Genomic DNA, 744 nt, shown 5'->3' on the forward strand with positions numbered 1-744 from the left:
CTAAATGTGATTTTTATCCTGATTTTAGGCCTCCTTTTCTTCCCATGGTAGCTTTTTCTCACTTTTTTATCATTATTCTTTAATTAAATCTTGCATTCTCAAACTTTTTAGTATAAATTAAAACTATATTAGAAAACGAAAGAGGCATCTCATTATGTTAAGCACAACACAAAATAATAAGCATATTGTCATTATTATTATTGATTCTAGGACTTAGGGAATTCGGCGGCAGCCAATTTCATATGTCCTATTTGTGTTGAAACACTAGATGGGACCTAAGCTTCCCATTTAGGGAGGCTTTTTTTATTGGTATAAGCAAATTTTTTAGTCTACTTGATAAAGGTTTGCATTGTTGGTTTTTATTGGTTGGGTTTGTTTTAGGAGGAAAATATGAATTTGAAGAAATTTGGTTTAACATTATTATCTGCAGCCACTTTAGCTGCCTGTGGTTCAGTTACACAAACAGCTAACAACGCATCTTCTGCAGGGTCAGAAGATGCTGAGACGATTAACATCGGTGGGGACTTTGGTTTAACTGGATCAGCATCTGCTTACGGTTCTTACATCAATGACGGTGCGACTTTAGCCTTTAATGAAGTCAATGAAGCGGGTGGTATCGATGGTAAGCAAATCAACTACATCGCAACAGATAATAAATCTAACGTTCAAGAGTCTGCCAATGAAGCCACACGTCTGTTAGCAGAAGAAAACTTGTCTGTATTATTAGCGTCAGATATCGCAGCC

1 protein-coding gene is annotated in these 744 nt (G+C 36.2%); it reads left to right on the forward strand.

Annotated elements, in window-relative coordinates; genetic code table 11:
* Window positions 1–390: 390 nt before the first annotated feature.
* On the forward strand, window positions 391–744 hold a 354-nt coding region (locus ACRCJ0_RS17310), incomplete at its 3' end, for an ABC transporter substrate-binding protein (RefSeq protein WP_431391390.1).

This window comes from Aerococcus sp. L_32 (genome assembly GCF_050689315.1).